The organism is Pseudomonas sp. RC10-4-2, assembly GCF_050433085.1.
GTDB classification, from domain to species: Bacteria; Pseudomonadota; Gammaproteobacteria; order Pseudomonadales; family Pseudomonadaceae; genus Pseudomonas; species Pseudomonas aeruginosa.
In genome coordinates, this window is the sequence record NZ_JBNPXX010000004.1 from 146,629 (window position 1) to 171,034 (window position 24,406).

Here is a 24,406-nt window from a genome sequence, read left to right on the forward strand (position 1 = left end):
TCCCCAGGGAGCGGGTAAAGGGAAAGGGCCACGGCCCTTTCGTCACCCCTAGCGAAGAGAGAACAAGACAAGATGGGCACCCTCCACCACCTGATCAACGGCGAAATGGTCGCCGACAACGGCCGCAGCGCAGACGTCTTCAACCCCTCCACCGGCGAAGCCATCCACAAGGTCCCGCTGGCCGACGGCAAGACCCTGCAGAAAGCCATCGATGCCGCCAGGGCCGCCTTCCCGGCCTGGCGCAACACCCCGCCGGCCAAGCGCGCACAGGTGCTGTACCGCTTCAAGCAACTGCTGGAGCAGAACGAGGCGCGGATTTCCAAGCTGATCAGCGAAGAGCACGGCAAGACCCTGGAAGACGCCGCCGGCGAACTCAAGCGCGGCATCGAGAACGTCGAGTACGCCTGCGCCGCCCCGGAAATCCTCAAGGGCGAGTACAGCCGCAACGTCGGCCCGAACATCGACGCCTGGAGCGACTTCCAGCCGATCGGCGTGGTCGCCGGGATCACCCCGTTCAACTTCCCGGCGATGGTGCCGCTGTGGATGTACCCGCTGGCCATCGCCTGCGGCAACACCTTCATCCTCAAGCCCTCCGAGCGCGACCCCAGCTCCACCCTGCTGATCGCCGAGCTGTTCCACGAAGCCGGCCTGCCGAAGGGCGTGCTGAACGTGGTGCACGGCGACAAGGAAGCCGTGGACGGCCTGCTCCAGGCGCCGGAAGTGAAAGCCATCAGCTTCGTCGGCTCGACCCCCATCGCCGAATACATCTATGCCGAGGGCACCAAGCGCGGCAAGCGCGTGCAGGCCCTGGGCGGCGCGAAGAACCATGCGGTGCTGATGCCCGACGCCGACCTCGACAACGCCGTCAGCGCGCTGATGGGTGCCGCCTACGGCTCCTGCGGCGAGCGCTGCATGGCGATCTCGGTGGCGGTATGCGTCGGCGACCAGGTGGCCGACGCGCTGATCGCCAAGCTGGTTCCGCAGATCAAGGCGCTGAAGATCGGCGCCGGCACTTCCTGCGGCCTCGACATGGGCCCGCTGGTCACTGCCGCCGCGCAGGCCAAGGTCACCGGCTACATCGACAGCGGCGTGGCCCAGGGCGCGGAGCTGGTGGTGGACGGCCGCGGCTACCAGGTCGCCGGCCACGAGAACGGCTTCTTCCTCGGCGGCAGCCTGTTCGACCGGGTGACCCCGGAAATGACCATCTACAAGGAAGAGATCTTCGGCCCGGTGCTGTGCGTGGTTCGCGTCAACAGCCTGGAAGAGGCCATGCAGTTGATCAACGACCACGAATACGGCAACGGCACCTGCATCTTCACTCGCGACGGCGAGGCCGCCCGCCTGTTCTGCGACGAGATCGAGGTCGGCATGGTCGGCGTCAACGTCCCGCTGCCGGTGCCGGTGGCCTACCACAGCTTCGGCGGCTGGAAGCGCTCGCTGTTCGGCGACCTCCACGCCTACGGCCCGGACGGCGTGCGCTTCTACACCCGGCGCAAGGCCATCACCCAGCGCTGGCCGCAGCGGGCCAGCCACGAGGCCTCGCAATTCGCCTTCCCCAGCCTCTGAAGGCTGACGACAACAGGCATGGTCGGTAACGACCATGCCTTTTTTCTTTTTCCGCAATCAGGAGTCCGCAACGTTCCACCGCCGTGAAACCTCACCCACGGCCGCACCCATGGCGTCGCCCACAAGGCGGCCCAGACCTTGCCCAAGAACAATTAAAGGGTCTCAACGATGTCCAAAGTCGTACTGGCTTCACAACTGCCGAACAAGCGCAACGCCTCGCTCGCGCCCGGCCTGAAACAACGCCACGTCACCATGCTGTCGATCGCCGGGGTGATCGGCGCCGGCCTGTTCGTCGGCTCCGGCCATGCCATCGCCGCCGCCGGCCCGGCCGCCCTGCTCGCCTACCTGATCGCCGGCACCCTGGTGGTGCTGGTCATGCGCATGCTCGGCGAAATGGCGGTCGCCTCCCCCGATACCGGTTCCTTCTCCACCTACGCCGATCGCTCCATCGGCCGCTGGGCCGGTTTCACCATCGGCTGGCTCTACTGGTGGTTCTGGGTGCTGGTGATCCCCCTCGAAGCGATCGCCGCCGCGGCCATCCTCAACGCCTGGTTCCCGGCCATCGACACCTGGATCTTCGCCCTCGCGGTGACCTTCCTGCTCACCGTCACCAACCTCTTCAGCGTGGCCCGCTACGGCGAGTTCGAGTTCTGGTTCGCGCTGCTCAAGGTGATCGCCATCATCGCCTTCATCGTGCTCGGCGCGGTGGCCATCGTCGGCGGCCTGCCGGAACGCGAGGTCAGCGGCCTGCCCAGCCTGATGGCGAGCCACGGCGGCTTCGTGCCGAACGGCTACGGCGCGGTGCTCGGCGCCCTGCTGACGACCATGTTCAGCTTCATGGGCACCGAGATCGTCACCATCGCCGCCGCCGAGTCCAAGGACCCGGCGAAGCAGATCACCCGCGCCACCAACTCGGTGATCTGGCGGATCGGCCTGTTCTACCTGGTGTCGATCTTCATCGTGATCTCCATCGTGCCGTGGAACGACCCGCTGCTGATCCAGGTCGGCTCCTACCAGCGCGCCCTGGAGCTGCTGGACATCCCGCACGCCAAGCTGATCGTCGACCTGGTGGTACTGGTCGCCGTGGCCAGCTGCCTGAACTCGGCGATCTACACCTCGTCGCGGATGGTCTTCTCCCTGGCCAAGCGCGGCGACGCCCCGAGCGTGCTCAAGCTGACCAACACCGCCCACGTACCACGCCCGGCGGTGCTGGCCAGCACCGCGGTGGGCTTCCTCACCACCATCGTCAACTACTTCGCGCCGGAGAAGGTCTTCACCTTCCTCCTCGCCAGCTCCGGCGCCGTGGCGCTACTGGTGTACCTGGTGATCGCCGTGACCCAGTTGCGCATGCGCAAGCAATTGCAGGCCAGCGGCCAGCCCATCGAGTTCCGCATGTGGCTGTATCCCTGGCTGACCTGGGCGGTGATCCTGTTCATCGTCGCCGCGCTGAGCATCATGCTGATCATGCCGGAGCACCGTCACGAGGTGTTCGCCACCGCTCTGCTGACGATCTTCACCGTCTGCCTCGGGCTGCTCAACGCGCGACGCAAGCCGCGCCTCGGCGAGGACTACGCCGGGAAGACGGCGCGGGTCTGAGTCCACCACCGGGGGAAGAACCCAGACAGCCCTCCAAAGAAAAGCCCGGCCAATGGCCGGGCTTCTTCAGGCAAGGTCGTCTCAGACCTTCCTGACGAATTCCGATTTCAGCTTCATCGCGCCAATGCCGTCGATCTTGCAATCGATGTCGTGGTCGCCGTCCACCAGGCGGATGTTCTTCACCTTGGTGCCGACCTTCACCACCAGCGAGGAGCCTTTCACTTTCAGGTCCTTGATCACGGTGATGGTATCGCCGTCCTGGAGAACGTTGCCCACCGAATCCTTGATCACCTTGCCATCATCGGACGCCGTAGCGGCCTCGTTCGGCGACCATTCATGGGCGCACTCCGGGCAGACCAGCAGCGCACCATCCTCGTAGGTGTATTCGGAGTTGCATTGGGGACAGGGCGGCAGCGTGCTCACGGCATTCTCTCTTCAGCAGGGGGACGAAAACCGCAGATTATATAGGGTTTATCGCTCCCCTGCCGAACCGCCTCAGAGCCCCTTGGTCTTCGGCGCGCCGACGGCCGGCCCGGAGAAGTCGAGGGTGCCCTTTTCGCTGAAGCGCACGGTGCCGAACAGGCCTCCGGCGAGCTTGCCCTTCACCACGTAGGGCATGCCCCGGGTCGGCGCGTTGTTGCTCAGGCCCCAGGCCTGGCGGAAGGCGGAAAAGGCGGAGACGGTCAGCGGCACGCTCACCACCCGCTCGCCGAAGCGCGGCACCTCGCCGGTCTGGTCGCTGACGCCGCTGGCCAGGGGCTGGCCGTTGACGTCGAGGTCGAGGGCGATGCCGTTGTATTCGATCGGCTCGTCGTTGGGGTTCTGTACCCGCAGCTTGACCATGAAGCGCATCTCCATGCCTTGCCCCGGCAGGGGTTCCAGGCCGACCAGGTCGATACGCAACGGATCGCGCTGGCCGAAGGTGCTGCAGGCGCTCAACAGGACGCCCAGGCACAGGGCCGGCAGCAGGCGGCCGAGGTTCGCAGGCAGGCGCATGGGTTCTCCTCCTTGGGTCGAATGTGCGCCCATGGTGCCACAGCCGCTAGAATTCGCCGCGCAGCCGATCCGGCTGCGCCAATGGACAAAGGACATGCCCATGCCTACACGCGTTCTGCGCGGCCTCGTCGCCGCCCTCCCACTGTTCCTCGCCGCCTGCTCGGACTCCGCTCCGTCCAGCGAGGAGATCGCCCGCCTGCTCGCCGAGCGCGGCTTCGACAAACCCGCCTGCGCCAGCTCCACCCTGTTCAAGACCTTCCCGGTGACGCTCTCCGACAGCTTCTCCGGCCCCGGCCCGGCGAAAGGCAACGCTGCGGTCTACGACGCGCTGGTCGGCGTCGGCCTGCTGCGCCGCGACGGCGATTCCTACGACCTCACGCCCGCCGGCCGCGAGGACTACAAGCCCGAGTCGAAGGCCTTCTGCTACAGCAGCGGCTTCGACGTCAGCGTCCGTTCGGTGGACCCCGCCAAGCCCGACGACTACGGCCCGGCCGTGGAAAAGGGCTGGTTGGTCACCGTCGAGGTCAAGCCACGCGAAGTGAAGGACTGGGCGAAGAACCCCGAGGTGCTCAAGCAGGCCAGCCTGACCACCCTGCAACAGATCACCCAACCGCAGGTCGGCCAGGTCTCGCTGGTCAAGCCACGCGGCGAGGAAGGCTACAAGCTCGTCAACACCCGCTTCTCGCCCAGGCAGGGCTTCCACTTCAACCAGGCCTGGTAATCCCGCGCCACCCTTCCGCCCGCCCCGCTCGGGGCGGGCTCCTCATTCAACCCACTGATCGATAAAGGTTTTTTCGTCGGACGAAACAGCCTGGCGATTGCTCGCCCGAGGGCTTTCGTATACATTCGTTTTCACTGTAAACACCGTATACAACGAAAACGAAGCTGATCAGAAAATGAGCACCGTAGTCTCGTTCCGCGCCGATGACGCCCTGGTCGCGGCCCTCGACGAACTGGCCCGCGCCACCCACCGCGACCGCCCGTATCACCTGCGGCAGGCGCTCGCGCAGTACCTGGAAAGGCAGCAGTGGCAGGTCGCTGCCATCGATGAAGGCTTGGCCGATGCCAATGCCGGTCGCCTGCTGGAACACACCGAGATCGAGAAGCGCTGGGGGCTGCAATGAGCCTGAAGTGGACCCGCAAGGCGGCCGCCGACCTGGACGCCATCTACGACCATTACGTCGTGCTGATCGGCCCGGAAAAAGCCCTGAAAGCCGTCCAGGACATCGTCGAGCAGGTGAAACCGCTGCAGCAGGTAGCCAACCAGGGGGCAGGGCGGCCCAGCGAGGTGCCAGGCGTACGCACCCTGACCCTGGAGCGCTGGCCGTTCAGCGCCCCTTTTCGGGTAAAAGGCAAGGAAATCCAGATTTTGCGCATCGACAGGGTCGAAATTACCCCCTAAAAGTGATCACACGGTTACAAGATGTTTCAAAACGAATATTTACCTTGACTTGTACGTAGTTACTTATTTCGGACAAAACATCCATAACTCACAAGAAATGGACATTTTTCGACCAGACAAATGAGAGCGACCAACTTGCGACCACTGCAACCTGATTAGTTCTTTAACTGACTTATGCTTCGCTCCCATACGCATCCGTATTTTTCCGAAACCCGACGACCTCGCCCGCTGGGCACGCTTTCTCGCGCTTTTTCCGGTGATTTTTTCCCAGACGCAGTCTCCCGCAAGGAGGAACCGGCATGGATTCGCTGAAAGGCATGGCGATCTTCGCCACTGTGGTGGACAAGGGCTCGATGGCAGCCGCGGCCCAGAGCCTGGGCATGACCCCTTCGGCAGTCAGCCAGCAGATCCGCAAGCTGGAGAGCCGCGCCCAGGTCACTTTGCTGCATCGCACCACCCGCCGGCTGACCCTGACCGAGGCCGGCGAGGCGTTCTATCGCAGTTGCGCGCAGATGCTGGCGATCGCCGAGGAAGCCGAGCGGCGGCTTGGCGAATGGCGCGATGCGCCGGTGGGCGAGTTGCGCTTGGCGGCGCCGGTGGGGTTCTCCGGCACCCTGATCACCCAGGCGCTGAAACCGTTGCTGGAGAACCACCGCCAGTTGCGCCTGCAACTGTTCTTCCAGGACGAGCGCATCGATCTGGTCGCCGAGCGCATCGACCTGGCGATCCGCGTCGGCAATCTCGCCGACTCCAGCCTGGTGGCGCGCCACCTCGGCGACTGGAGCAGCGTGCTCTGCGCGGCGCCGGCCTATTTGCGCCAACGGGCGCCCATCAACCGTCCGGAGCAGTTGACCGAGGTCGACTGGATTTCCCTGAACACCTCGAACCACCTCAACCACCTGACGCTCAGCGGGCCGGGCGGGGAAGTCTGCAAACTGCGCCTGGAGCCACGGGTGGCCGCCAACGGGATGCTCGCGGTGCGTCAGTTCACCCTCGACGGACTCGGCGTGTCCTACCAGCCGCTGCCGGAGGTGCGCGACGCGCTGAACGACGGGCGCCTGCAACAGCTATTGCCGGAGTGGAGGATTCCCGGGCTCGGCATCTATGCGGTGACGCCACGGCGCGAGGCCCAGCCGGCCAAGGTGAAGGTCGCCATCGAGGCGCTGCGGCGAGCGTTCGCCACGGACGGGGATGAGCGCTGGAGCTGACCGACGGACTGCCGGCCAGCTCCAGGTACCGTCAGGAGAAGCGGCCGAGGGTCAGGGTGACCTCGCCGATGTCCGTGCCCGTGGCGTTGCCGCCGCTGGTGATGCCGGCATAGTCCGCCGATGCCGGCGTGAAGCCCCAGGTGTTGGTGGCGCCGGATTTCCACGGGTCATCCCAGCTGAAGGTGCCCATCTTGGTGTTGCCGTCGTAGCAGTCGAAGCTGCCCTGGGTGCCGGACGAAGCGTTCTCCCGTCCGCAGGAGGCGATCCATTGCGGGCTGCCGGCCTGCACGTTCATGCTGCTGACTTCCTCGGTGGAAATCTCGTCGTCCTTGTTGGTGTAGCGGTAGAACTTGCCCCATTGCAAGGTGGCGTTGCGGATGCCCACCGTGCCGATGGATTTGGATACCACGACCTTCACTGCGATCCATTCTGCGTATGCCATGTCGATCTCCGTTAACCATGCGTTCACAGCTTCCTGTAGGACGTCACGGACAGGACCGGGCGCTCACAACGGACCCTTGGCTACTTCGACCAGCACGGCGCCATCCCTGACCCGCTTCACTATAGGCTGGCCACCAGCCACCACCGCCTGCCAGATCTGGTAGGCGGCGGCCGGGGAGGTCAGGCCCTCCGGCGTTTTTCCCCGCGAGGGGCCTTCATGCCGAATGCCTCGCGCAGGTCGGTGGTGGGTGGCGGCAGGAAGCGCATGCGGGCGAACAGGCCTCGCAGGTAAGCGTCCATCAGCGCAGCCGCCGCCGCGCTGTCGCCGTCCTCCAGGGCATCGAGCAGGGCGCGCTGCGCGGCGCAGGCCTCGGCGGTATAGACCGCCCCCTTGTTCAGCGCGATGTCCAGCGAGGCGCGTGCCACCAGGCCACGGACGAAACCCTGCAGCAAGGGATTCTCGGTCAGTTCGGCCAGGCGCAGGTGGAAGCGCCCGGCGAGACGGATCAGCCCGGCGCTGTCGCGCGCCGCGAGGCAAGCCTGCTCCTCGTCGACCAGCGCCCGTAGCTCGGCAAGGGCGGCGGGATCCAGCCCCGCGGGCAGTTGCCGCACCACTTCGCTTTCCACCAGCAGGCGCGCGTCCAGCACCTGCCGCGCCTGGCGCTCGTCCGGGCGGGCGACGCTGGCGACCTCCTTCGGCGGCATCACCACCGCGCCGTCCTCGGCGAGACGGGTGAGGGCACGCTGGATGGTGCCGTTGCTGACCCGGAAGATCTGCCCGAGGGTTTCCTTGCTCAGCTTGGCGGCCGGCGCCAGGCGCTTTTCCAGGATTGCCGTGTAGATGCTTTCGTAGACGAAATGGCTGGTGGGGCGCAGCGCGGCGCCCTGCTGGGTACGTGCGTCGAATCCGACCATGTTCACACCTGTCGAGTCGTGCTTGTGGGCCTTCGCAGGCGGCGGACGAAAGCCGTCCGGGCGCCGCGACGGTCCCGGGTTGGAACCCTGGCGCGGGCGATCAGACCTGCGGCAAGCGCAGGTCGATGTTCAGGCGCGCGCCTTCGTTGAGGATGTGCTGGCGCATCGCCTGGCTCGCCCGCTCGCTGTCGTGCTGGCGGATCGCACGGAGAATGGCGTCGTGTTCCTGGAGGATCTCCTCGGCGTATTCCGGCTGGCGGCGCACCAGGTTGTCGCTGCGTTCCAGGGCGCTGCCGATCTGTTCGGAAACGCTGAGGAAGATCGGGTTCGAGGTGAGCTTCACCAGGCGCCGGTGGAAGGCCGTGTAGGCCTCAACCAGAGCCTGCGGGTCGCCATCCTCGACCGCTTCGCGCAGGTCCAGCAGCAACAGCCGCAGTTCGCTGATCTCCGCCGCCCCGGCGCTCTGCGCGACGATGCCGACGATGAACGGCTCCAGCGCATAGCGCAGTTGCAGGACGTCTTCCATGGTCGCCTCGCCGGGCGCCGCGACCTCGCGCAGCGGTTCGCTGCGTTCGAGGACCATCACGCCCTTGCCCGGCAGCGAACGGACCACGCCCAGGGTCTCCAGGACCATGATCGCCTCGCGCAGGCTCGGCCGGCTGATTTCCATCTGCTCAGCCAGCTCGCGCTGGCCGGGCAACATCTGGCCGGCGACCCAGCGACCCTGCTCGATGGTGTCGAGCAGGCGCTGGGCAACCGCGTTGACCAGCTTGGACGAAGAAAACATGTCGCCTCCCTTTACTTGCCAATCGGACGTGCAACGCGCCTCGGCGCGTCAGCCATGCAGCTTGCCTTCCCCGGCCACCGCGCTGCGCTTGAGCGGCTCGCCGTCGGCCTTGGCCGGCGCCTCCAGGCGCCCGTCGAGTATGGCCTGCGCGCGCGGCATATCGATGTCGTTTTCCCAGCGGGCGATGGTCACGGTGGCCACGCAGTTGCCGATCAGGTTGGTCAGCGCGCGGCCGATGCCCATGAACCAGTCCACCGAAAGCACCAGCACCAGGCCGGCCACCGGGATCGCCGGCACCGCGGTGAGGGTGGCGGCGAGGATCACCAGGGCCGAGCCGGGAATGCCGTGGGCGCCCTTGGAGGTCACCAGCGAAACCAGCAGGATGGTGACCAGGTCGGTCATCGCCAGCGGCGTGCCGGTGACGTGGGCGATGAACACCACCGCCAGGGTCAGGTAGATCGAGAATCCATCGAGGTTGAACGAGTAGCCGGTGGGAATCACCAGGCCTACCGTGGAGCTGCGGATGCCCATGTGCTCGAGCTTGCGCATCACCTGCGGCAGCACCGCGTCGGAGGAGGCGGTGCCCATCACGATCAGCAGCTCTTCGCGGAAGTAGCGCAGGAACGGCAGCATGCGCACCCCGGAGAGACGCAGGACGCTGCCGAGCACCGCCATGACGAAGACCAGGCAGGTGGCGTAGAACACCAGCACCAGCGCGCCCAGGTGGCTGAGCGAGTCGACGCCGTAGCGGGCGGTGGTGAAGGCCACCGCGCCGAACACGCCGAGCGGTGCCAGGCGCACGATCATGCCCATGATGCGGAATACGATGTGGCTGAATTCGTTGATCAGGCGGGCCACGCCGCTGGCCTGCTCGCCGACCAGGTTCAGGGCGCTGCCGAACAGCACGGAGAACAGCAGGACCTGGAGGATGTCGTTCTCGGCGAAGGCGCTGAACACAGAGGTCGGGATCAGGCCCATGAGGAATGCCACGGGGCCGTGGATCTCCTGGGTGCGCCCGGTATACAGGGCGACGTCGCCGGCGGGCAGTTCGTTGAGATGGATGTTGGCGCCGCTGCCCAGGCCCAGGCTGTAGGCGACCACCAGGCCGAGGACCAGGGCGATGGTGGTGAGGATTTCGAAGTAGATCACCGACTTCAGGCCGATGCGGCCGACCTTCTTCAGGTCGCCGGCGCCGGAGATGCCGTTGACCACCACGCAGAAGACGATCAGTGCGATGAGCATCTTGATCAGCTTGATGAAGCCATCGCCCAGCGGCTTCATCTGCACGGCCAGGTCGGGAATGCCGACCCCGCAGATGACGCCTATCACCAGGCCAATCACGACTTGCAGGAATATCGAGCGGGAACAGCGCTTGATGAACATCGCAGGAGTCTCCATTCGGCGCTTCCATCGGGCCTCGCGGAGGCGGGCGATGAACGCATTTTTATTGTGGTATTACCGGTCTGACCAGTTCAGCCTATACGCAAAGAAGTCGGCCTGACAAGCCGCTATCGGCGGGCGCGACGAATGGCCAGGAACCGCGGCACGCGCGGGCCGCAGCCGGGAGAAGGGCGCTCGGATGGCGCAAGGCGGCGGGCCAGAGCGGCTCGCCGCGGGGAAGGGGAGGTCAGCCGGCAAGGGCCTCGGCGACGAAATCGAGGCGATCCTGGCCGAAGAACAACTGGTCGCCGACGAAGAAGCTGGGCGCGCCGAAGACGCCGCGCCGCACCGCCTCTTCGGTGGTCGCCTTGAGCCCCTCCTTGACCTGCTCGTCGCCAACCAGGCGGAGGAACTCATCCGGATCGAACCCGGCCTCCGCCAACACCTGGGCGACCACCTCGGGCTTGCCGAGGTTCTGCTGTCGTACCCACAACGCTTCGAACACCGCTTTCAGGTAGGGCTGGAACCCTTCGCCGCCGAGATAGCCCTGGGCGCCGCGCATCAGCGTCAGGGTGTTGATCGGGAAGGCCGGGTTGAAGGCCAGCGGCACGCCGTAGCGTTTCGCATAGCGCGCCAGGTCGTGGAGGGTGTAGCGCCCCTTGGCCGGCACCTCGATCGGCGAATGGTTGCCGGTGGCCTTGAACACGCCGCCCAGCAGCATCGGCCGCCAGGCGATGCTCGCGCCATGGGCGGCGGCGATGCGCGGCAGTTGGGTCCAGGCGAGGTAGGTGGTGGGACTGCCGAAGTCGAAGAAGAACTCGATTTGCTTGCTCATGCGTGGCTCTTTCCGTGGCGGGGATCAGAAGGTTTCCATCCAGGGGCGCAGGTCCAGTTCGTGTACCCAGCAGTCGCGCGGCTGGCAGTGGATCTGCCAGTAGGTCTCGGCGATGTGCTCGGGATCGAGGATGCCGTCCTGCTCCTTGCGCTTGTACAGCTCGGGCAGGGTTTCGCGGATGAAGTCGGTGTCGATGGCGCCGTCGATGATCGGGTGGGCGACGTGGATGCCCTTCGGCCCCAGCTCGCGCGCCATGCTCTGGGCCAGGGCACGCAGGGCGAACTTGGCGCCGGAGAACGCGGCGAAATGCGCGCGGCCGCGCAGCGAGGCGGTGGCGCCAGTGAAGATGATCGTTCCGCGCTGCCGCGGCAGCATCACCCGCGCCGCCTCGCGGCCGGTGAGGAAGCCGCCGAAGGCGGCCATCTCCCAGACCTTGCGATAGACCCGTTCGGTGGTTTCGGTGATCGGGAACCAGACGTTGGCGCCGACGTTGAAGATCACCGCCTCCAGCGCACCGACCTCACCCTCGATGCGGGCGAAGAGGTCGATCACCTGCTGCTCCTGGCGTGCGTCGCAGCCGCAGGCCAGGGCCTCGCCGCCTTGGTCGCGGATGGCCTGCACCAGCGGCTCCAGCTTCTCCGCGTTGCGCCGGGCGACGCACGCCACGTAGCCCTCGCGGGCGAACCGCCGGGCGATGGCGCCACCGGTGGCGTCGCCGGCGCCCATTACCAGAACCGCTTTGCGCTGGGTCATTGCAGAGGCCTCTCTTGTTAGTTCTTTTTTAGAACCCAATAGAGACGATAGTTAGTTCTCAAAAGGAACTTGTCAACTGGCAAGGGCTCGAGTGATATCCGCGCACCAATTACTCTGCCTGTCCCAGCCTGCCCGGCACGTCCTCTCCCTGAAGAGCGGGGACCGGTCGGCGGAGCCTGGTACGACAGCGTCCTTCCTGCCGTAACGCCATCGGCGTTTATCCGCCGATTCGCGTCGGCGGCCAGGCCTGGAACGCTCAGCCGCGCCGCAGCAGGCGCCCCTTCCAGAACAGCCCCTCGCGTACCGTCACGTCCCGCGCGTGCAGCGGCTCACCGCATTCGGAACAGACCAGCACGCCATGCATGTGCTGGCCGCAATGCTTGTGCACATGCTCGAGTGGCGGCCCCTCGACGCCGGCGAGGTGGCGGTCGCCCCAGTTCACCAGGGAAAGGATGGCCGGGTACAGTTCCATCCCTTTCTCGGTAAGCCGGTATTCCTCGCGCAGCGGCCTTTCCTGGTAGGGCACCTTGGCCAATATCTCCGCTTCGACAAGGCGCTTGAGGCGGTCGGCGAGGACGTGGCGGGTCACGCCGAGGCTGCGCTCGAAGTCGTCGAAACGGCGCACGCCGAGAAAGCAGTCGCGCAATACCAACAGGGTCCAGCGATCGCCGAGGATCGCCAGCACCCGCGCCAGCGAACAGGGTTGTTCGCTCAGTTCTTCCCAACGCATGAGACACCTCCAGCCGTTCGGCAAAGGATAGCCGCGTGGGTTCTGAAACGAAACCGACCGGCCACGCCTTTCCAGCGGCCCGCCGCCCATGGCATAACCGCGTTCCTGTCTCCTGTCCCGGAATCCCGACCATGTCGCTCGACTGGACCTGCAAGCACCACGCCGACCTCACCCTGAAGGAACTCTACGCGCTGCTGCAATTGCGCACCGAGGTCTTCGTGGTGGAACAGAAATGCCCCTACCAGGAAGTCGACGGCCTCGACCTGGTCGGCGATACCCATCACCTGATGGCCTGGCGCGACGGCCAGTTGCTCGCCTACCTGCGCCTGCTGGACCCGGTTCGCCACGAGGGCCAGGTGGTGATCGGCCGGGTGGTCAGTTCCTCGGCCGCGCGCGGCCAGGGGCTCGGTCACCAGTTGATGGAACGCGCGCTGCAGGCGGCGGAGCGCCTCTGGCTGGACACCCCGGTATACCTCTCGGCCCAGGCCCACCTGCAGGGCTACTACAGCCGCTATGGCTTCGTCGCGGTCACCGAGGTCTACCTGGAAGACGACATCCCGCACATCGGCATGCGCCGGGCCTGAGGCCCGGAACGCCGCGGACGGTGGGGGGAGGGAAGGGAATCAGGCCTGCGGCTTGAGCACGCCGGGCAGTTGGGCTTCCAGCTTGGCGTTGTTCAGCGGCGCGCGGATGAAGCCGTGCTGCTCGCCGTCCGGGCCGATGATCACCAGGTTGCCGCTGTGGTCGACGGTGTAGTTGGGCTTGCTGGTGTCGGCGGGGATGTAGGGGATGCTCATGGCGTTGGCCAGCTTCTGGATGTTCTCCGGAGTACCGGTGAGCCCCTGGAAGCCGGCGTTGAAGTAGCCCAGGTATTGCTTGATCTGCTGCGGCGTGTCGCGGTTCGGATCGACGCTGACGAATACCACCTGCAGGTCGTCGCGCACCTCCTGCGGCAGCTTGCCCTGCAATTCGCGGAGCTGGGCGAGGGTGGTCGGGCAGACATCGGGGCAGAAGGTGTAGCCGAAGAACAGCAGGTGCCAGCGACCCTTGAGACTGGCGGTGCTGACCGCCTGGCCGTCCTGGTTGGTGAACTCCAGCGCCGGCACCTTGCGCGTCTGCGGCAGGATCACGATGCCGGCGTCGAGCAGCACGGTGGGATCGGCCTGGCGCTGGGCGGTGAGCACCTTGTGCACGGTGAGGCCGAGGACCAGGGCGACCAGGGCGACGAGGACGAGGACGGTCTTGTTGACTCGAGTCATGGGTGGGCAAGGCTCTAGAGTGGGATCAGAGAAGCAGCTTCAGCGGCAGATAGTGGTCCACCAGCAGCGCCATGAACAGCAGGAACAGGTAGACGATAGAGTACTTGAAGGTCTTTATCGCCGCATGTGGCCGGCTGTCACAGTAGAGCGCCCAGGCCCAGTCGAGGAAGCGCGCGCCCAGCGCCAGGGCGCAGAGCAGGTAGACCAGCCCGCTCATGTGGATGACGAACGGCATCAGGCTCACCGCGAACAGCACCAGGGTATAGAGCAGGATGTGCAGCTTGGTGTAGCGCTCGCCGTGGGTCACCGGCAGCATCGGGATGTCGGCCTTGGCGTATTCGTCCTTGCGGTGGATGCATAGCGCCCAGAAGTGCGGTGGGGTCCAGGCGAAGATGATCAGTACCAGCAACAGCGGCTCGGCGCTCAGGTGGCCGGTGATGGCGACCCAGCCGAGCAGCGGCGGCGCCGCCCCGGCGAGCCCGCCGATGACGATGTTCTGCGGCGTGGCGCGCTTCAGGAAGCCGGTGTAGAGCGCCGCGTAGCCGAGCAGCGAGGCGAGGGTCAGCCAGGCCGTCAGCGGGTTGGTGAAGGCCAGCAGCACGGCCATCCCGGCCAGCGCCAGGAGCAGCGCGAAGCCCAGCGCCATGCTCGGCGACACCCGGCCCTCGGCCAGCGGCCGCTTGTGGGTCCGCGCCATGATCGAGTCGATGCGCCGGTCCACCACATGGTTGACCGCCGCTGCCGCGCCGGCACAAAGGCCGATGCCGAGGTTGCCGAAGATCAGCACCTGCCAGGGCACGAAGCCATCCAGCGGCGCCTTGGTGGCGAGCAGCATGCCGATCAGCGAGGTGATCAGCATCAGCACCACGACCTTGGGCTTGGTCAGTTCGAGGAAGTCGCGCCAGGTCGGCTGGCTGTGGCGATCGATGACGGTGGCCATATCCTTACCTCCATCCTTCTGTCTGTCAGGCGGCCTTCAGCCGCGAACCTTGCGCCGGCGGCAGCGTGCGGCGCACGCGCTGCGGCGACGGTGCCGGCGCGCGGACGCTGGCCGGCGCGCGCAGGCGATAGTTGACCAGCACCAGGCTGAGCAGCAGCAGGGCGCCACCGCCGTTGTGCGCCACCGCCACCGGCAGCGGCAGGTGCAGCAGCACGTTGCTGATGCCCAGGCCGATCTGCAGCGACAGGCCGAGCAGCATCAGCGCGGTCGGCCAGACCAGGCCGCTGCGCTGCAGGCGCCAGGCGAGCAGCAGGAGGACCAGGGTCACGCACAGCGCGCCGATCCGGTGGGTCATGTGGATCGCCGTGCGCGCGTCGCTGTCGAGCTGGCCGCCGAGGTAGTTGGGGCCGATGTGCTGGGTCAGGTGGAAGCCGTTGGCGAAGTCCATCCGCGGCCACCACTCGCCATGGCAGGTGGGCAGGTCGATGCAGGCCACCGCCGCGTAGTTGCTGCTGACCCAGCCGCCGAGGGCGATCTGGCCGATCACCAGGAGCAGGGCCAGCCCCGCCAGGCCGCGGGTCGCCGCCGGGTAGCGCCGCGCCGCGAAGCGTCCGGAGAGGCGCAGGGCGAGGAGAAAGAGCAGCGCCAGGGTGGTGAAGCCGCCGAGCAGATGGGCGGTGACCACCTGCGGCCAGAGCTTGAGGGTCACCGTCCACATGCCGAAAGCGGCCTGCGCGATCACCACCGCGAGCAGCAGCAGCGGCAGCTTCAGCGGTTGGCCGTCGCGCCCGCGGCGGACCAGCGCATGCAAAGCCAGGCCAAGGATGAGCAGGCCGAGGGCGCCGGCGAAATAGCGGTGGATCATCTCGTTCCAGCCCTTCTGCGCCTCCACCGGGGCGTCGGGGAAGTGCAGTTCGGCGTGGGCCAGTTGCGCCTCGCTCAACGGCACGTGGACGAAGCCGTAGCAGCCTGGCCAGTCCGGACAGCCGAGGCCGGCGTGGGTCAGCCGGGTATAGGCGCCGAGCAGGACCACCACGGCGGCCAGCAGGGTCGCCAGCACGGCGACGGTGAAACCGGGTTTGCGGGTTGCGCCTGACATTCGCGGGCCCCTTTTTCTTGTCGTTCTGTCCTCATCGGGCCGGGAACCGCGCCGGCCACGCCGATCAACCGATATGCGAGAGCTTGAGCAGCAGTTGCACGTCCTTCAGCAGCTTCTTGCCGTTAGCCTTGGCGTCGTAGCGCAGCACCAGGTTGCCGTGCGGGTCGACCACCCACAGCAGCGGCCGCTCGCCGCCGGCCTTGTCGTACAGGGCCGGGTCCAGGCCGTAGCGCTGCAGGCGCGGGTAGTCCTGCCTCACCAGGTTGGCAAAGTCCGCCGGCAGCTCGCCGCTGGCGGCCAGGGCGTGGCCGGCGCGCGAGGCTTCGCGGCCGAGGGCGATGTTGACCTGGCGGGCCAGGTAGACCAGTTGCTGGCAGTCCTCGCCGCAAGTGCCCGGCGCGGTCACCAGCAGTTGCCACTGCTCGCCCTGGCTGCGTCCCTGCACGCCGAGGTCGGCGGGGGTCTGGCCGTTGCCGATCAGCGCGCCGCTGTAGCTGCGCCCCTGCGGAACCCAGAAATTCCATTTGTACATGGCGCTGGCGAGCAGCATCGGCCCCACCACCAGGCCGATGATCGCCAGCAGTTGCAGGCGGCCACGGGCGCGGCGCGGACGTTCAGGCATCGGAATCGCGAGACTCATGGTTTTTCTCCCGTGCGCGGCGCACACCGAGGTAGAGGTAGAGGGCGAGCAGGGCCGTCGCCAGGGCGAACCACTGCACGGCGTAGCCGGTGTGCCGCTCCGGCGGCATCGAGACCAGGGGCCAGTCGGTGTCGAAGCTGGCGTCGCCCGGTTCCAGGCGGATTTCCCAGGGCAGCCCGGCGCGACCGAAGGCCTGCCACAGCGCCGGGATGTCGAGCTGGGTCACCAGGCGCGGCCAGCCGCCGGCCGGCGCGTCGGCCAGGTGCAGACCGCCGGGTGGCGGCAGGTAGGTCCAGGCGTCGAGCAGGAGGACGCGGTCGGGGGTTTCCAGCGCCGGCGGCGAGCGTCGGTCAGTCCATGCGACCCAGCCGCGGTTGACCAGCAGCCAGAGGCCGCTGGCCTGGTCGTAGAAGGGTTGCAGCACCTCGACCCCGGCCTGCCCGTTGCGCAGCCGGTTATCCAGCAGTAGCGTATGCCGCTCGTCGAAGCGGCCGTGCAGGCGCACGCGGACGTACGCCGGGTCGCGCAGCCCCTCTAGCTGCCCGGGCGACACCGGCTCGGCGCCGCGCCGGGCCTCGTAGCTGGCCAGCAGGGCGCGCTTCTCGTCGGCCCGCTGCAACTGCCAGGTGCCCAGCCAGAGCAGCACCGGCAGCAGGCCGAGGACCACCAGGGTCGGCAGCAGGCCGGGGCGGAACGCGCCACGCATGCTGCGTCTGTCATTGCGTCCGGCCTCCCCGAGGCGCTGGCTATACTGCATGAATCCCCCCATCGCCGGAGTCCCACCATGTTGAAAGTGGCGATCGTCCTGCTACTGCTGGCTACCCTGGTGAGCCTGTTCAGCGGCCTGTTCTTCCTGGTCAAGGACCAGGGCCATGGTTCCCGCGTGGTCAATTCGCTGACCGTCCGCGTGGTGCTCGCCGCGGCGACCCTGGCGCTGGTCGCCTGGGGCTTCTACAGCGGCGAGCTGAACAGCCACGCGCCCTGGCATTTCTGATTCCCCCGGTGGCGGTCAGATCACGTAGACGAAGATGAACAGGCCGATCCAGACCACATCGACGAAGTGCCAGTACCAACTGGCGGCCTCGAAGCCGAAGTGGTGCTCGGCATCGAAGTGACCGCGCAGGATGCGGATCAGCATGATGCTGAGGATCAGCGCGCCGAGGGTCACGTGGGCGCCGTGGAAGCCGGTGAGCATGAAGAAGGTCGAGCCGTAGATACCGGCGCCGAGGGTCAGGCCCAGCTCGTTGTAGGCGTGCACGTACTCCTCGGCCTGCAGGATCAGGAAGGCGATCCCCAGCAGCACGGTCAACGCCAGCCAGGCCTTGAGCGGGCCGCGCTTGTTCTTCTTCAGGGCGTGGTGGGCGAAGGTCACGGTGAAGCTGGAGGTGACCAGCAGGATGGTGTTGATCAGCGGCAGCTTCCACGGCTCGATCACCGCGCTCGGCGGCGGGAACAGCTTCGGGTCCGGGGTCTGCAGCAGCGGCCAGCTGTACTGGAAGTTCGGCCAGAGCATGTGCGCCACGCCCTTGGCACCCTCGCCGCCGAGCCAGGGACCGGCGAAGTGGCGGACGTAGAACAGCGCGCCGAAGAAGGCGGCGAAGAACATCACCTCGGAGAAGATGAACCAGCTCATGCCCCAGCGGAACGAGCGGTCCATCTGCGCGCTGTAGAGTCCGGCGCGGCTCTCGCGGATGACGTTGCCGAACCAGCCGAACAGCATGTAGGCGATGATCAGCCCGCCGACGAAGAAGATCCACGGGCCATGGGATTCCTTGTGGCCGGCGGTGAGGTCGTTGAACCAGGTACCCAGGCCGAACACCGTCACCAGCAGGCCGATGCTGGCGATGATCGGCCACTTGCTCTGGGCGGGGACGTAATAGTGTTCGTGGCTTGCCATGTTGTTCTCCTTATCGTCCCGCAACCGGTACGGGCGGCTTCCGCGCAGTGATATCGAAGAGGGTGTAGGCCAGCGTCACGTGCCGCACATCCTTGGGCAGATCGCGGTCGACGATGAAGCGCACCGGCATCTCGATGCTCTCGCCGGGTTGCAGCACCTGCTGGGTGAAACAGAAGCATTCGGTCTTGTGGAAGTAGGCTGCGGCCTCGGCCGGGGCGATGCTCGGGATGGCCTGCGCGGTCATCGGCTTGTCGCTCGGGTTGCGCGCGTAGAACACCATCTGGTTCACCGCGCCGGGATGCACCACCAACTGGTCGCCGGCGGAGCGGAACTCCCAGACCATGTCGATATTGTTCGAGGTCATGAACTGCACCTTCACCTCGCGCCCGACATCCACCTGCTGCTCGCCGCTGTAGGCGCTGCCGGCGGTCTTGCCGTTGATCCCCAGGGCGCGGCACATCACGTCGTAGAGCGGCACCAGGGCGAAGCCGAAGGCGAACATCAGCACGGTCACCAGCAGCAGGCGGCCGACCAGGCGGCGGGTATCGACCTTGGCATCGCTCATGGCGCGCTCCTCACTTGACCTCGGGCGGGGTGCTGAAGGTGTGGTAGGGCGCCGGCGAGGGGATGCTCCACTCCAGGCCCTCGGCGCCGTCCCAGGGCTTGGCAGGGGCCGGCTTGCCGCCGCGGATGCACTTGATGACGATGAACAGGAACAGCAGCTGGGTGGTGCCGAACATGAAGGCGCCGATCGACGAAACCATGTTGAAGTCGGCGAACTGCAGGTTGTAGTCGGGGATCCGTCGCGGCATGCCGGCGAGGCCGACGAAGTGCATCGGGAAGAACGCCAGGTTCATGCCGATGAAGCTCATCCAGAAGTGCAGCTTGCCGAGGGTCTCGTCGTACATGTGGCCGGTCCACTTCGGCAGCCAGTAGTAAGCCGAGGCGAAGATGCCGAAGATCGCGCCGGGCACCAGCACGTAGTGGAAGTGGGCGACCACGAAGTAGGTGTCGTGGTACTGGAAGTCCGCCGGGGCGATCGCCAGCATCAGTCCAGAGAAGCCGCCGATGGTGAACAGGATGACGAAGGCCACGGCGAACAGCATCGGCGTCTCGAAGGTCAGCGAACCCTCCCACATGGTGGTCACCCAGTTGAACACCTTCACCCCGGTGGGCACCGCGATCAGCATGGTGGCGTACATGAAGAACAGCTCGCCGGTGACCGGGATGCCGACCACGAACATGTGGTGCGCCCAGACCACGAAGGAGAGGAAGGCGATGCTGGCGGTGGCGTAGACCATCGAGGTGTAGCCGAACAGCGGCTTGCGCGCGAAGGTCGGGATGATCGCACTGACCGCACCGAAGGCAGGCAGGATCATGATGTACACCTCGGGGTGGCCGAAGAACCAGAACACGTGCTGGAACAGCACCGGGTCGCCGCCGCCGGCGGCGCTGAAGAAGCTGGTGCCGAAGTGGATGTCCATCAGCATCATGGTCACCACGCCGGCCAGCACCGGCATCACCGCGATCAACAGGAACGCGGTGATCAGCCAGGTCCAGACGAACAGCGGCATCTTCATCAGGGTCATGCCCGGGGCGCGCAGGTTGAGGATGGTGGCGATCACGTTGATCGCGCCCATGATCGAGCTGATCCCGGCCAGGTGGATGGCGAAGATGAAGAAGGTCACGCTGTGCGGGGCGAAGGTGGTCGACAGCGGCGCGTAGAAGGTCCAGCCGAAGTTGGGACCGCCGCCGGGCATGAACAGGGTGCTGACCAGCAGGCCGAAGGCCGCCGGCAGCAGCCAGAAGCTGAAGTTGTTCATCCGCGGCAGGGCCATGTCCGGCGCGCCGATCATCAGCGGGATCATCCAGTTGGCCAGGCCGACGAAGGCCGGCATCACCGCGCCGAAGACCATGATCAGGCCGTGCATGGTGGTCATCTGGTTGAAGAACGCCGGCTCGACGATCTGCAGGCCGGGCTGGAACAGCTCGGCGCGGATCACCATGGCCATCGAGCCGCCGAGCAGGAACATCATGAAGCTGAACCACAGGTAGAGGGTGCCGATGTCCTTGTGGTTGGTCGTCAGCACCCAGCGCATCAGGCCCTTGGCCGGTCCGTGGTGGTGGTCGCCGGCATGGTGGTCGGGCGTATCGATCACAGCACTCATGGCGGTCTCCTATTGTTGTTTCTGCTTGTAGGCGACGACGTCTTTCGGGGTGACCATGTCGCCATCGTCGTTGCCCCAGGCGTTGCGCTCGTAGGTGATCACCGCGGCCAGGTCGACCTCGTTGAGCTGCTTGCCGAAGGCCGCCATGGCGGTGCCGGGCACGCCGTTGAAGACCACTTCCAGGTGGTGCTCCTTGGGCCCGGTGACGATCTTCGAGCCCTTCAGCGCCGGGAACATCGGCGGCATGCCCTGGCCTTCGGCCTGGTGGCAGGCGGCGCAGATGGTGTGGTAGACCTTGTCGCCGCGCGCGACCAGTTCTTCCTTGGTCCACTCCTTGCTGGTCAGTTCCTTGACCTTCGCCGCCTCTTCCTTGCGCTTGGCCAGCCACTGGTCGAACTCGGCCTTGGGCTTGACGTCGACCACGATCGGCATGAAGCCGTGGTCCTTGCCGCACAGCTCGGCGCACTGGCCGCGGTAGATGCCGGGCTCGTCGACCTTGGTCCAGGCCTCGTTGACGAAGCCGGGGATGGCGTCGCGCTTGACCGCGAAGGCCGGCACCCACCAGGAATGGATCACGTCGCTGGAGGTGATCAGGAAGCGCACCTTGGTGCCCACCGGCAGCACCAGCGGCTCGTCCACCTCCAGCAGGTAATGCTCGTCCTTCGCCTGCCGGTTGTGGATCTGGTCCTGCGGGGTGGCCAGGTTGCTGAAGTACTCGACGTCCTGGCCCAGGTACTTGTACTGCCACTTCCACTGGTAGCCGGTGACCTGCACGTCCAGCTCCGGCTCGGAAGTGTCGTAGATGTGGATCAGGGTGCGGGTGGCGGGCACCGCCATCACCACCAGGATCACGAACGGCACCACCGTCCAGAGGATTTCCACCGTGGTGCTCTCGTGGAAATGCGCCGGCTGCTGGCCGGTGGAGCGGCGGTGGACGATCATCGACCAGAACATCGCGCCGAAGACCAGCACGCCGATCACCACGCAGATCCAGAAGATGGTCATGTGCAGGTCGAAGACGGACCGGCTCACCTCGGTAGCGCCCGGGGCCATGTTGACCGTCCAGGCGGCATTCGCCTGGCTGATCGCCGAGAGCAAAAGGAAGCCCATCCAGACTCGTGGATGTCGCAGCATTCGGGTTCCCCTTATCGTTGTTTTTATCCCGCCGGCAGACGCCAACGGCCAAGGGGTGGACCGCCAAGACAACGAACTTTGACCGTCGCACCTCGGCACACAGCAAGGCAGGCCGGGTTCATCAGGTTCAGCATTCGAGTGGGAGTATAGACAGCGGCTGCGACATAACAACGCAGCGTAAAAACGTCGCTGGAAAGTGCCGATTCTTCTCTAAAAGCCGCGAGCGGCGTGGCTTTGCAGGCGAATGGTGGCCGCCTGATATATCATCCTCGCATAACCACGAAGCGATTATGACAATCGCGTCTTAGCCGGCGCGCGCCGCCGGCTATGTTTCTCCTCTTCTTCACCATCCCCGTTGTATGGGAGAACCCATGAACACCGCCGCCCTCCGTGAACTCATCCAGCAGGCGCACCTCAGCGAAGCCCGCCACGGTCACCTGGCTGATCTGATAGCCAGCCGCCTGCCCCGCCTGCATCGCACCATCCAGCCGCAAGGCGAGAACACGGAAGACATACTCACCCGCTTCGTCCACGCCTACGTCGAACAGGTACCGGACCTGCTCGACGCCGCCAACAGCGTGGCCCGCGAAGCCGGCATCGAGGAACGGATCAAGCCGGTGCTGAAGGTCGCCGAGCAGTTCTTCCTCACCCCGCCGGCGTTGCTCGCCGGCCACGACGGCCTCGACGCCCTGCTCGACGAGGCCTACCTGGCGCACCGCCTGGTGGAAGAAGTGAACGACCGCTACATCGCCCACTTCGGCCAGGCGCTGATCCCGCTGGACACCACCGTGGCCAACCTGGTGGCCCACCAGTTGATCGGCGAGCCCTTCGCCAACCGGCTGGACGAAGCCGTCCACCATGCAGTGGAGAACATGCTCGACGCCACCACCTTCGACGCCGACTCGGCCCGCGCCTACCGCGAGAACCTGAAGAACCCGCGGGTGGTCGCCGCCTGGCAGCAGTGGCCGTGCCTGTCGAAGCAGCTCGGGGTGGAACTCAGCCTGGGCTGACCGCCCCGCCATTGCGCGCGCCGCCCAACCCGACGTTGCCGCGCAGGCGCCCTTCCAGGCGACGCTTCAAGGCGCGCGGTTCGATCACCAGGCGCGAGCCCTGCACCGGTGCCATCCGCCCCCAGTCCTCGAGCAGCTCCATGCAGGCATGGTCGACATAGCTGAGGTTATCCATCGGTACGTGCAGGGTGGTCCCCGGCTTGACCTCGTCGAGCACCCGCGACAGCGCCGGCACCTTGAGGAAAGTCGCGGCGCCGCTCAGGCGCAGCTCCGCTTCGTGGTCGCCGGTGTAGCGCAGGGCGATCTTCAGCCGCGCCGCCTTCAGCACCAGCTTCAGCAGGGTCAGGGCGAAGCCCACCAGCACGCCGGTCAGCAGGTCGGTGAAGACGATGGCCAGGGCGGTGGCCGCGTACACCAGCATCGGCATCCGGCCGTAGCGAGAGAGGTTGCCGAGGGCCTTGAAATCGACCAGCTTGACCCCGGTATAGACCAGCACCCCGGCCAGGCTCGCCACCGGAATCTGCCGCAGCAGGCTGCCGAGCAGAAGGACGAAGGCGAGCAACCAGAGGCCGTGGAAGATCGCCGAGGCGCGGGTTCGCGCACCGGCATTGACGTTGGCCGAGCTGCGTACGATCACCCCGGTCATCGGCAGCGCGCCGAGCAGGCCGCAGAGCATGTTGCCGACCCCCTGGGCGGACAACTCGCGATCCATGTCCGAGCGCGGGCCGTCGTGCAGGCGATCCACCGCCGCCGCCGAGAGCAGGGTCTCCGCACTGGCGATGAAGGCCACCACCACCGCCGCCAGCAGCAGGGAGGGATCGGCCAGGGCCAGCAGGTCGGCCGGGCGTAGCCAGTCGATGGCCTCGCCGAGGTTGGCCGGTACCTCGACCCGCCGCACGTCCAGCGCCAGCCAGAGGCTGGCCAGGGTCGCCAGGCTCACGCCGAGCAGCGCGCCGGGTAGGAAGCGCAGGCGTTGCGGACGCAGCTTGTCCCAGCCCCACATCACCGCGATGGTGCCCAGCCCGAGCAGCGCCGCGTCGAGGCCGCTGTCCATGCCCAGCGAACCGAGCGCGGCGAACGCCGCCTGGGGGAATGCCAGCAGGTTGTCGAGGCCGGACGCCTTGGGCGCCAGGTCGAGCATCACGTGCAATTGCGAAAGGACGATGAGGATGCCGATGCCGGCGAGCATCCCGTATACCACCGCCGGCGAGGTGACCCGGAACCAGCAGCCCAGGCGCAGCCGCCCGGCGAGCAGCTGGATGGCGCCGGCGAGCAGCAGGATCGGCCCGAGCATGGCCACCCCGTAGGTACGCACCAGTTCGAAGACCAGCACCGCGAGGCCGGCCGCCGGGCCGCTGACCTGTAGCGGCGAGCCGGCCAGGAAGCCGACCACCAGGCCACCGACGATGCCGGTGAGCAGGCCCTTGGCCGGCGGCATCCCGGAGGCGATGGCGATGCCCATGCACAGCGGCAGGGCGACGAGGAACACCACCACGGAGGCCATCAGGTCCCGCGGCAACGTGTCCCGGAGGGACGGAAACACCTTTGAAACATGCATGGCACAGTTCTCCTGCGAATTTTTTCCACGACGAGGGAGCGACGCCAGGACCAGGCCCGGCGCCGGTTGTGTGTGCGCAGTGTGTTTTTTCT

At 66.5% G+C, this 24,406-nt stretch carries 28 protein-coding genes; 9 read left to right on the forward strand and 19 right to left on the reverse strand.

Annotated features, from left to right (window positions below):
- Positions 1-72: 72 nt before the first annotated feature.
- Positions 73-1,566: a CoA-acylating methylmalonate-semialdehyde dehydrogenase gene (locus tag FHW81_RS19490; RefSeq protein ID WP_003101230.1), complete on the forward strand. Its 1,494-nt coding sequence runs from the start codon at positions 73-75 to the stop codon at positions 1,564-1,566.
- 168 nt (positions 1,567-1,734) lie between these two features.
- Positions 1,735-3,162, forward strand: a complete 1,428-nt coding sequence (gene gabP, locus FHW81_RS19495; protein WP_080911303.1) for a GABA permease — start codon at positions 1,735-1,737, stop codon at positions 3,160-3,162.
- Between the two features lie 81 nt (positions 3,163-3,243).
- On the opposite strand, the gene FHW81_RS19500 is transcribed toward gabP, so the two are convergent.
- Both FHW81_RS19500 and FHW81_RS19505 read right to left on the reverse strand, forming a co-directional pair.
- Positions 3,244-3,585 carry a zinc ribbon domain-containing protein YjdM gene (locus tag FHW81_RS19500; RefSeq protein ID WP_003101229.1) on the reverse strand — a complete coding sequence of 114 codons (342 nt, stop codon included), beginning with the start codon at positions 3,583-3,585 and terminating at the stop codon, positions 3,244-3,246.
- 72 nt (positions 3,586-3,657) lie between these two features.
- Positions 3,658-4,158, reverse strand: a complete 501-nt coding sequence (locus tag FHW81_RS19505; RefSeq protein ID WP_003101228.1) for an LEA type 2 family protein — start codon at positions 4,156-4,158, stop codon at positions 3,658-3,660.
- Positions 4,159-4,258: 100 nt separating this feature from the next.
- On the opposite strand from FHW81_RS19505, the gene FHW81_RS19510 reads away from it, so the two are divergent.
- The 4 genes from FHW81_RS19510 (at position 4,259) to FHW81_RS19525 (ending at position 6,768) form a co-directional block, all read left to right on the forward strand.
- Positions 4,259-4,879 carry a hypothetical protein gene (locus tag FHW81_RS19510; RefSeq protein WP_003101226.1) on the forward strand — a complete coding sequence of 207 codons (621 nt, stop codon included), beginning with the start codon at positions 4,259-4,261 and terminating at the stop codon, positions 4,877-4,879.
- 175 nt (positions 4,880-5,054) lie between these two features.
- Complete coding sequence (locus FHW81_RS19515; protein WP_003083775.1) at positions 5,055-5,282, forward strand: CopG family ribbon-helix-helix protein; 228 nt, start codon at positions 5,055-5,057, stop codon at positions 5,280-5,282.
- Positions 5,279-5,560, forward strand: coding sequence for a type II toxin-antitoxin system toxin ParE (parE, locus tag FHW81_RS19520; RefSeq protein ID WP_003083773.1), 282 nt, complete (start codon positions 5,279-5,281; stop codon positions 5,558-5,560). Before FHW81_RS19515 ends, parE begins: the two co-directional genes overlap by 4 nt.
- A 299-nt stretch (positions 5,561-5,859) precedes the next feature.
- Positions 5,860-6,768, forward strand: a complete 909-nt coding sequence (locus FHW81_RS19525; RefSeq protein WP_003083769.1) for a LysR family transcriptional regulator — start codon at positions 5,860-5,862, stop codon at positions 6,766-6,768.
- A gap of 31 nt (positions 6,769-6,799) precedes the next feature.
- Here FHW81_RS19525 and FHW81_RS19530 read toward each other — a convergent pair whose 3' ends face one another.
- From FHW81_RS19530 to FHW81_RS19560, 7 genes are all read right to left on the reverse strand, one after another.
- Positions 6,800-7,210, reverse strand: a complete 411-nt coding sequence (locus tag FHW81_RS19530; protein WP_003110659.1) for an aegerolysin family protein — start codon at positions 7,208-7,210, stop codon at positions 6,800-6,802.
- A gap of 179 nt (positions 7,211-7,389) precedes the next feature.
- The gene (locus tag FHW81_RS19535; protein ID WP_003110658.1) at positions 7,390-8,124 is read right to left on the reverse strand and encodes a GntR family transcriptional regulator; all 735 of its coding nucleotides are present in this window, start codon (positions 8,122-8,124) and stop codon (positions 7,390-7,392) included.
- Positions 8,125-8,224: 100 nt separating this feature from the next.
- Positions 8,225-8,911 (reverse strand): FadR/GntR family transcriptional regulator, encoded by a 687-nt coding sequence (locus FHW81_RS19540; RefSeq protein ID WP_003083762.1) that lies wholly within the window; start codon positions 8,909-8,911, stop codon positions 8,225-8,227.
- Positions 8,912-8,959: 48 nt separating this feature from the next.
- On the reverse strand, positions 8,960-10,309 hold the full coding sequence (locus FHW81_RS19545; RefSeq protein WP_003119513.1) for a C4-dicarboxylate transporter DctA: 1,350 nt from the start codon (positions 10,307-10,309) through the stop codon (positions 8,960-8,962).
- Positions 10,310-10,538: 229 nt separating this feature from the next.
- Positions 10,539-11,126 carry a 2-hydroxychromene-2-carboxylate isomerase gene (locus tag FHW81_RS19550; protein WP_003119512.1) on the reverse strand — a complete coding sequence of 196 codons (588 nt, stop codon included), beginning with the start codon at positions 11,124-11,126 and terminating at the stop codon, positions 10,539-10,541.
- Between the two features lie 24 nt (positions 11,127-11,150).
- On the reverse strand, positions 11,151-11,879 hold the full coding sequence (locus FHW81_RS19555) for an SDR family oxidoreductase (RefSeq protein WP_003083755.1): 729 nt from the start codon (positions 11,877-11,879) through the stop codon (positions 11,151-11,153).
- Between the two features lie 256 nt (positions 11,880-12,135).
- A complete protein-coding gene (locus FHW81_RS19560; RefSeq protein WP_003083753.1) occupies positions 12,136-12,609 on the reverse strand; it encodes a winged helix-turn-helix transcriptional regulator in 474 nt (157 codons plus the stop codon).
- Between the two features lie 131 nt (positions 12,610-12,740).
- On the opposite strand from FHW81_RS19560, the gene FHW81_RS19565 reads away from it, so the two are divergent.
- On the forward strand, positions 12,741-13,193 hold the full coding sequence (locus FHW81_RS19565; RefSeq protein ID WP_009314933.1) for a GNAT family N-acetyltransferase: 453 nt from the start codon (positions 12,741-12,743) through the stop codon (positions 13,191-13,193).
- A 39-nt stretch (positions 13,194-13,232) separates the two neighbouring features.
- On the opposite strand, the gene senC is transcribed toward FHW81_RS19565, so the two are convergent.
- The 5 genes from senC to FHW81_RS19590 all read right to left on the reverse strand — a co-directional run bounded on the left by senC (position 13,233) and on the right by FHW81_RS19590 (position 17,316).
- Entirely contained in the window at positions 13,233-13,868 is a 636-nt protein-coding gene (senC, locus tag FHW81_RS19570) for a cytochrome c oxidase copper chaperone SenC (RefSeq protein WP_003083748.1), read from the reverse strand.
- Positions 13,869-13,893: 25 nt separating this feature from the next.
- Positions 13,894-14,808, reverse strand: coding sequence for a heme o synthase (cyoE, locus tag FHW81_RS19575; RefSeq protein ID WP_003083746.1), 915 nt, complete (start codon positions 14,806-14,808; stop codon positions 13,894-13,896).
- Between the two features lie 25 nt (positions 14,809-14,833).
- Entirely contained in the window at positions 14,834-15,907 is a 1,074-nt protein-coding gene (locus tag FHW81_RS19580) for a COX15/CtaA family protein (protein WP_003115033.1), read from the reverse strand.
- A gap of 64 nt (positions 15,908-15,971) precedes the next feature.
- Positions 15,972-16,547: a hypothetical protein gene (locus tag FHW81_RS19585; RefSeq protein ID WP_023081668.1), complete on the reverse strand. Its 576-nt coding sequence runs from the start codon at positions 16,545-16,547 to the stop codon at positions 15,972-15,974.
- Positions 16,522-17,316: an SURF1 family protein gene (locus tag FHW81_RS19590; protein WP_023092256.1), complete on the reverse strand. Its 795-nt coding sequence runs from the start codon at positions 17,314-17,316 to the stop codon at positions 16,522-16,524. The genes FHW81_RS19585 and FHW81_RS19590 overlap by 26 nt, the downstream gene beginning before the upstream one ends.
- Before the next feature lie 15 nt (positions 17,317-17,331).
- On the opposite strand from FHW81_RS19590, the gene FHW81_RS19595 reads away from it, so the two are divergent.
- Positions 17,332-17,541: a twin transmembrane helix small protein gene (locus FHW81_RS19595; RefSeq protein WP_003110653.1), complete on the forward strand. Its 210-nt coding sequence runs from the start codon at positions 17,332-17,334 to the stop codon at positions 17,539-17,541.
- 15 nt (positions 17,542-17,556) lie between these two features.
- Here FHW81_RS19595 and FHW81_RS19600 read toward each other — a convergent pair whose 3' ends face one another.
- Genes FHW81_RS19600 through coxB form a run of 4 tightly spaced genes read right to left on the reverse strand, consistent with a single transcriptional unit; the run spans position 17,557 to position 21,746 of the window.
- A complete protein-coding gene (locus FHW81_RS19600) occupies positions 17,557-18,444 on the reverse strand; it encodes a cytochrome c oxidase subunit 3 (RefSeq protein ID WP_003083728.1) in 888 nt (295 codons plus the stop codon).
- 10 nt (positions 18,445-18,454) lie between these two features.
- Positions 18,455-19,009 carry a cytochrome c oxidase assembly protein gene (locus FHW81_RS19605; RefSeq protein ID WP_003083725.1) on the reverse strand — a complete coding sequence of 185 codons (555 nt, stop codon included), beginning with the start codon at positions 19,007-19,009 and terminating at the stop codon, positions 18,455-18,457.
- A 10-nt stretch (positions 19,010-19,019) separates the two neighbouring features.
- Positions 19,020-20,612, reverse strand: a complete 1,593-nt coding sequence (gene ctaD / locus FHW81_RS19610) for a cytochrome c oxidase subunit I (RefSeq protein ID WP_003083723.1) — start codon at positions 20,610-20,612, stop codon at positions 19,020-19,022.
- A 9-nt stretch (positions 20,613-20,621) separates the two neighbouring features.
- Positions 20,622-21,746 (reverse strand): cytochrome c oxidase subunit II, encoded by a 1,125-nt coding sequence (coxB, locus tag FHW81_RS19615; RefSeq protein WP_003101203.1) that lies wholly within the window; start codon positions 21,744-21,746, stop codon positions 20,622-20,624.
- Between the two features lie 371 nt (positions 21,747-22,117).
- Here coxB and FHW81_RS19620 point away from each other — a divergent pair, with 371 nt between their 5' ends.
- Entirely contained in the window at positions 22,118-22,756 is a 639-nt protein-coding gene (locus FHW81_RS19620; protein ID WP_003083705.1) for a hypothetical protein, read from the forward strand.
- Here the strand turns inward: FHW81_RS19620 and FHW81_RS19625 are convergent.
- Positions 22,743-24,314, reverse strand: a complete 1,572-nt coding sequence (locus tag FHW81_RS19625; protein WP_034035870.1) for a SulP family inorganic anion transporter — start codon at positions 24,312-24,314, stop codon at positions 22,743-22,745. The two genes, FHW81_RS19620 and FHW81_RS19625, sit on opposite strands and share 14 nt — an antisense overlap.
- Positions 24,315-24,406: the final 92 nt, after the last annotated feature.